The following is a 6,842-nucleotide window of genomic DNA, read 5'->3' as shown; positions in this document are numbered from 1 at the left end:
CGCCCCGGCGGCCTCGCTCAGCTCGGCGTGCCGTTCCCGGGCCGCCGTCAACTGCTCGTCCAGGCCGGTCAGGGCCTGCTCGGCCTCGACCCGGGCCGCGACCAGCCCGGCGGCCCCGGCGGCATCCTCCTCGGCCTTGCCCAGGGCCCGCTCGCTGGTCCGTTGGCGGCCCTCGGCCTCCTCCAGGGCGGTGGCCAGGCTGGCCCGGGCGGCGGCCTGCTCGCGGGCCTCCTCCAGCGCCTCCAGGGGCGCGGCCGCGGTGGCCAGCTCGGCCACCCGGGCGCCGGCGGCCTCGATCTCGGGCCCGAGCCGGTCGGCCTCGGCCGCCCGGGCCTCGTGCCGTTCGGCCTCGGCCCGGTGCCCCTCGGCCCCGGCCCTGGCCAGGGCGGCCTTGGCCCGCAGCTCCTCCAGGTTCCTGGCCGTCTGCTCGGCCGCGGCGGTGGCCTCCTCGGCGGCGGCCTGCTCGGCGGCCCGCTGCCGCTCGGCGGCGGCCGCCGTCTGCTCGGCCTCCTCGGCCCGCTGCCGCTCGGCCTCGGCCTCGGCCGCGGCCACCTCCAGCTCGGCCAGGTCGGGCAGCCCGGCCCGGGCCCCGCCGGCGGCCGTGCGGGCGTCGCGGGCCTGCTCGCGCACCCTGGCCAGGGCCCGCTCGACCGGGCTGACCCCGAGCAGGTCGAGCACCAGGCGCCGCCGGTCGCTGGGCAGCATGGTCGCGAACGCCGTCAGCTCCTTCTGCTGGGCGCACACCGAGGCCAGGAACGCCCGCTGGTCCATGCCCAGCACCCGGGCCAGGTACGCGTTGGCCTCCCGCACCGACTGGGCGGCCAGCTGCCCGTTCAGGAACACCTCGACCTCGGGGGTGAGGTTGCGGCCCTTCAGCCGCCGCCTGACGTCATAGGTGTTCCCCTCGTGCTCGAACACCAGCTCGACCCGGACGTCCTCCCCCACCCCGGCCGACCGCAGCTCCCACTTGTCGGTCCGCGCGTCCCCGTAGAGGGCGTAGCGCAGCGCCTCGATCAGCGTCGTCTTCCCTGCGCCGTTCGCACCGTATATCCCGATGAGGCCGTCGGGGAACTCCAGGTCGACCGCTCGGTAGACGCGGTAGTTGCGCAGGCTGAGGGAGCGCAGGTGCATCGGCTAGCGGGCCTCCTCCTCGACCTGCTGGAGGAACTGGCGGCCCATGCCGGCCAGCCGGTCGCGGTCGTAGCCTTCGATGGGGACCGAGGCCAGGTAGCGGTCCCACTCGTCGGCCAGGCTGGTCACGGGCTGGGCGGCCAGCTGGGCGGCCTGCTCGTCCTCCTCGGACTCGACCTGGACGGTCACGACCAGGGCGCCGGCGAAGGCGTCGGCGGCCAGCTGGCGGCGGTCGAGGAGGCGGCGCAGCTCGGGCCGGGCCCGGTTGACGAACAGCCGCACCACCGCCCCCTCGGTCTCTTCCGGCCCGGCCAGGCCGGCGGCGGCCTCGTAGACCTCGGGGGCGGTCAGGTCGAAGGCGTCCAGGCGGTAGCTGCGCAGCGGCCGGCCTCCCGGCACGGGGTGGTGGCGGACGCTGCCCGAGGTGGTGTCGAGGCTGAGGACGCCCTTGACGGCGGGCTCGTCGTGCTGGGGCAGGTCCTTGAAGCTGAAGGTGTCGGTCGAGCCGGGGTACCAGGCGTTGGCGGCGACCTTGGCGAAGTTGTGGAAGTGGCCGAGCAGGATGCGGTCGAAGCCGGCGTCCAGGGTGGTCAGGTCGACCTCGAGCTCGTTGACGTCGCCGTAGGTGTAGCGGCGGGCCAGGACGGTCACGGCGGCGTGGGTGACGAGCAGGTTCAGGTGGTCGCCGGAGCGGGCGCCGGCCGCGGCGGCGATCTGCTCCTTGAGGGCCAGGTCGTCGGTGCACTGGGGCACGGCGTGGACCCGCAGCCCGGCCAGCAGGTCGACCGGCTCGTAGCCGCCCCGGTAGACGAAGCGCAGGGTCGGGAAGGCGTCGGCGAGGACGGCGTAGGGCGAGCCGGACTCGCGCAGCCGCGGGGTGTCGTGGTTGCCGGAGATGGCCAGGGTGGGCACGCCCGCCGCGGCCAGGGTGCGCAGCCCCCTGGCGCCTTCCCGGAACGCCCGGTAGGTGGGCCGGGGGGCGTCGAACAGGTCGCCAAGGACGAGCACGGCGTCCGGGTCGAGCCCGAGGGCGGCCTCCACCGCCCGGTGCCAGGAGGCGGCGAAGTCGACCTCCCGCTGGTTGAGCCCGCCCGAGTCGACGGCCTGGTAGTGGGCCCGCCCCAGGTGGGCGTCGGCGATGGCGACCAGCCGGCTCACTCGTAGAACCCGCTCATGGCCTCGGCCGGACGCTCCCGCGCCGGTTCGGGGGCGGGGACTCCTGCCAGCCAGTCCTCGTACAGGTGGACCCTGGCCGGCAGGGCGAACGGGGCCTCGGGGTTGGTGACCAGGGCCTCGCCCGGCATCAGGGTCTGGATCTCGGCCCCCAGATCGGACAGGTCCTGCTTGGAGGAGGAGCGCAGGGTGTTGCGGTCGCGCTCGTCGGCCAGGCCGAGCACGAAGTAGGTGTTGAACTGGCTGAGCAGCTCGGCGTCGATCAGCTTGGGCTGCTGGGTGACGGCGCACAGGCCGACGTTGAACTTGCGGCCCTCCCGGGCCAGGCGCGGGAACACGTTGAACTCGGCGTCGTCCAGGCGGGTCAGGACCCGCTGGGCCTCCTCGAGGGCGACCAGGGTCCGGGGCAGCTGCCCGAACCGCTCCCGGTCGTTGCGGTAGGCTCCGGCCCGCTCGTCGAGCAGGCTGCGGGTGAGCAGGGAGGCGACCAGGGTCTCCTCGACCGCCTCCAGCCCGGAGGTGTCGACCAGCACGACCTTGCCGCCGGCCAGGTCGTCAAGGACCTTGCCGGTGAGCGACTGGCTGGGGTCCTCGGTCATCAGGGGCAGCCGCACGATCCGCTTGGCCCGCCGGCTCAGCACCTGGATGGTGGCCAGGGCGTGGCGGCCCAGCTCGGCGTCCTTGAGGACCTCGGGGTCCTCCTCGGCCAGCCGGGTCAGCCACACCCCTTTGTCGCCGAGCAGGGCATAGGCGCTCTCCAGGGCCTCGGACTGGGGGCCGGAGAACTTCCAGGCGGTGCGCAGGTCGTCAACGGTCAGCTCGGCCAGGGACAGCCGCAGCAGGCTGGCCTGGCCGGCCCGGGGGCTGGGCGAGTAGACGCGCAGGCGCTGGGTGGCCCATGGGTGGTGGGCCAGGCCGCGCCGCCCGGCCGCCCCGCCCTCCAGGTACTCGCCGTGAGGGTCGAACAGCAGCATGGCGTAGCGGCCCCTGGCCGCCAGGAGCTGGCCGGCCAGGACTTTCATGAGGTTCGACTTGCCCATGCCGGTGGTGGCGAACACGCCGACGTGGCTGGGCAGGGTCTCGCCGCGGATCCCGACCGGCAGGTCGATGGTGTCCTCGCCCGAGCGGAGCCGCCCGACCTCGACGTCGCCCATCCGCTCGCGCAGGAAGGCCAGGTCGGCGTCGGTGGGGGCGGACACGGCGGCGAACTGGGCGGGCAGGCTCTTGGGCTTGTGGAAGCCCTTGGCGTCGACGTAGCCGAGGGGGACGACCTCGGCCACCTTGTACAGCCGCTTCTCGAAGTCGCGCAGGGTGGTGGCCTCGCCCACCTGGTCCATGGCCATCAGGCCGCCGGCGGTGCGCTCGGCCCAGCCGGCGTCCGACGACTCCGAGCCGTAGGCGACGTCGGTGACCCGGAACAGGTAGCGCCGGCCCCGCTCCGGGTCGTCCCCGGCCAGCAGCTCGCCGAGGAACAGGTCCTCGCCGTAGAAGGCCCGGAAACGCACATCGAGCACGGAGCGGCCGAAGATGCGTCCCTTGTAGTCCGGCATGTCCAGGTCTCCCGTGGTCGGGCTCAGGCGTTCAAGGTCAGGTGGAAGTCGCGCATCACCAGGTCGACGTCGTCCTCGGACAGCCCTTCGCGCAGGAACGCCTCGCGCAGGTCGCGGCGCAGGTCGGCCAGGAGCGGGCCGGGCAGCGACACCGCCCGGTGGACGGCGGCCAGCGGGTAGGGGTAGCCGACGAAGGCCGGGTCGTCCGACAGCCCGGCCAGGACGGCGAACAGCCCGCCGGGGTCGCGGTGGCCGCGGACGGCGTCGACCCGGAAGGCGTAGGCCCCGGCGCGGGCCAGGCGGGCCACGTACACCTCGGAGGCCTCCTCGGGGCCGGTGACCCGCAGGTACCAGCGGGCGTCGGGGCCGAGCTCGTCCTCGGCCCGGCGCCGCACCCGCAGCACCAGCGGGGCGTAGCGGCCCCAGCGGAGCTTGGACGCCTTGGTCACCCCGACCAGGTCGACCTCGCGCTCGCGGGCCAGCTCGTGGACGGGCTCGACCAGGCCGGCGGGCAGGAACGGGCCCGGGTGGAGGCTGCCGTCGACCAGCACCAGGTCGCCCGGGCGGGCGGCCGCGACCGCCTCGGCGGCCCGGCGCCACTCGGCCAGCTCGCGCAGCACGTCGACCACCCCGCCGAGGTCGGCCAGCTCGCGCTCGCGCCTGACCCCGGCCAGGGTCAGGGCCTCGGCGTAGGCCGCCTTGGCGTCGGCCTGGGTGAGGGCCCTGACCTGGAGCGAGTCGACGTCGCTGGCGAAGGTGTCGCGGTCGCGGTGCCAGACCGTCCCCGCCCGGTAGGCGACCAGCCAGAAGCTGCGCCCGTTGAGCAGGCAGGCCGAGCCGCCGTCGACCGCGGCCGCGGTCACCCCGTGGGCGGGGTCGCAGCCGAACTGGTGCAGCGGGGCGTCGGTGGCCAGCTCCAGGGCGGCGGCGTCGGCGGGGCCGACCGGCTCGTCGGCCGGGTTGTCGACGCCGGTGCCGCCGTCGGCGAGCAGCCGGCTGAGGTAGCCGGCGGCCAGCCGCACGCGGTCGGCGTAGTCCTCGACGAGCACGTGCCTCCCCTCACCGCACCCTGAACGAACACACGTTCACCCCGGAGGGTAACCAGAAACCCCCGGGAGGGGAAGCACCGCGGCAGTGTAGCTCAGGCGAGGGGCTGATCGACCAGCCCGGCCAGGCGCCTGGGGGCAACCAGCCGGTAGCTCTCGGCGACCAGCTCGGCGACCTCGCCCCAGTCGACGTCCTGGCGGTCGAGGCGCAGCCCCACCCAGCCCCGGCTGCCGACGTAGCGGGGCAGGTAGAAGCGGTGCGGGTCGGAGGCGACGAGGGCGGTGTTCTCGCCCGGCGGGGCCTTGCAGAGCACGGCCACGCGGCCGTCGCCGTGCTCGTCGTCGACGTACCAGGCGAAGGTGCGGCCGCGGACCTGGAAGCCGACGTGCTGGTCGTGGGCGGTGACGGTGGCCTCGGGAAGGGTGCGGCAGAACCGCACCAGCCGGTCGCGTCGCGCCTCGAGGTCGTCCACAGCGGCACCGTAGCAGCCGCGGCCGACAGCTGGGCGGCGGGCCGGGTGGGTTCGACGGGGGCGGGCACAATGGGTGGCGTGGCAACCACCGACCGACCCGTCACCGACCGCAAACGGCAGCTGCTCACCCTGGGGGCCTGCTGCTTCGGGCTGTTCATGGTGATGCTGGACAACACGGTGGTGAACGTGGCCCTGCCCAGCATCCAGCGGGAGCTGGAGGCCACGCTGTCGGGGCTGGCCCTGGTCCTCGACGCCTACATCCTGGTGTTCGCCAGCCTGCTGCTGACCGCCGGGTCGCTGGGCGACCGGTTCGGCCGGCGGCGGGTGTTCCGGGCCGGCCTGGTCGTGTTCACCGCCTCCTCGGCCCTGTGCGGCCTCGCCCCCACCCTGCCGGCGCTGGTCGGGGCGCGGGTCCTGCAGGCCGTCGGGGCGGCGGCGCTGCTGCCCAGCTCCCTGGCCATCCTGACCGCGGCCTTTCCCGACCCGCGTGAGCGGGTCCAGGCCATCGGCCTGTGGTCGGGGGTGTCGGCCATGGCCCTGGCCGCCGGGCCGGTGATCGGCGGGCTGCTCACCGACGCCCTCGGCTGGCGCTGGGTGTTCTACGTGAACCTGCCCGTCGGGGTGGCCGCCTTCGTCGTCGCCGGCCGGGTCGTGGCCGAGTCGCGCGACCCGGCCGCCGGCCGCCTCGACCTGCCCGGGCTGCTGCTGGGCAGCCTGGGGCTGGGCGCCGTCACCCTCGGGCTGATCGAGAGCGACCACCGGGGCTGGGGGTCGCCGGAGATCGTCGCCCTGCTGGCCGCCGGGGTCGTCCTGCTGGCCGGGTTCGTGGCCGTCGAGGCCCGCCGGCCCCGGCCCATGCTGTCGCTGCGGTTCTTCCGCGACCGGGCCTTCTCCACCGCCAACGCCGTGGTCCTGCTGGCCGGGTTCGCCCTGCTCGGGTTCGTGTTCTTCAACACCCTGTACTTCCAGGCGGTGCAGGGCTGGTCGCCGCTCGAGGCGGGGCTGCGGAGCCTGCCCAGCACCCTGGCCGTGGTCGTCACCGCCCCCCTGGCCGGGCGGCTCGCCTCCCGCTACGGCTACCGGGTGCCGGTGACGGCCGGGCTGCTGCTGGCCGCGGCCGCCCTGTGGGCCCTGACCGGCATCGAGGTGGGGACGCCGTACGCCCAGCTGTGGTGGCGGCTGACCATGCTCGGGGCCGGGCTGGGCCTGTCGATCTCGCCCGCGACCGCCGCCGGGGTCGCGGCCATGCCCGGCACCCAGGCCGGGGTGGCCTCGGCCGTCATCTCCACCAGCCGGCAGGTCGGCGGGGCCCTGGGGGTGGCCGTGCTGGGCGCGGTCGCGGCCGCCCGCTACGGCCGCGCCACCCCCCAGGCCGACCCGGCCGCCTTCCTCGCCGGCGTGCGCGCCGCCTACCTGGTGGCCGGGGCCGCCCTGGCCGTCGGGGCGGTGGCGGCGGCGCTGTTCCTGCG

At 75.4% G+C, this 6,842-nt stretch carries 6 protein-coding genes; 1 reads left to right on the top strand and 5 read right to left on the bottom strand.

The genetic code is table 11. The features are described 5' to 3' along the window. The 5 genes from VF468_06970 to VF468_06950 all read right to left on the bottom strand — a co-directional run. Nucleotides 1–1,131: AAA family ATPase (locus VF468_06970; GenBank protein HEX5878048.1), on the bottom strand; the 1,131-nt coding region annotated here is incomplete at its 3' end. Between the two features lie 3 nt (nucleotides 1,132–1,134). Further along, a complete protein-coding gene (locus VF468_06965; GenBank protein ID HEX5878047.1) occupies nucleotides 1,135–2,289 on the bottom strand; it encodes a DNA repair exonuclease in 1,155 nt (384 codons plus the stop codon). After that, nucleotides 2,286–3,854, bottom strand: coding sequence for an ATP-binding protein (locus VF468_06960; GenBank protein HEX5878046.1), 1,569 nt, complete (start codon nucleotides 3,852–3,854; stop codon nucleotides 2,286–2,288). Before VF468_06960 ends, VF468_06965 begins: the two co-directional genes overlap by 4 nt. Nucleotides 3,855–3,877: 23 nt before the next feature. Beyond that, nucleotides 3,878–4,903: a DNA double-strand break repair nuclease NurA gene (locus tag VF468_06955; GenBank protein HEX5878045.1), complete on the bottom strand. Its 1,026-nt coding sequence runs from the start codon at nucleotides 4,901–4,903 to the stop codon at nucleotides 3,878–3,880. Between the two features lie 92 nt (nucleotides 4,904–4,995). Next, on the bottom strand, nucleotides 4,996–5,373 hold the full coding sequence (locus tag VF468_06950) for an MmcQ/YjbR family DNA-binding protein (GenBank protein ID HEX5878044.1): 378 nt from the start codon (nucleotides 5,371–5,373) through the stop codon (nucleotides 4,996–4,998). Nucleotides 5,374–5,451: 78 nt separating this feature from the next. Between VF468_06950 and VF468_06945 the strand changes: the two genes are divergently transcribed. Next, nucleotides 5,452–6,842 (top strand): MFS transporter (locus VF468_06945; GenBank protein ID HEX5878043.1); only part of this gene is annotated, 1,391 nt, incomplete at its 3' end.

It is taken from the genome of Actinomycetota bacterium (assembly GCA_036280995.1).
In the GTDB taxonomy this organism is placed as follows: Bacteria; Actinomycetota; CALGFH01; order CALGFH01; family CALGFH01; genus CALGFH01.
The sequence above is the reverse complement of the archived record's forward strand: the minus strand, read 5'-3'. Positions and strand labels throughout refer to the sequence as shown.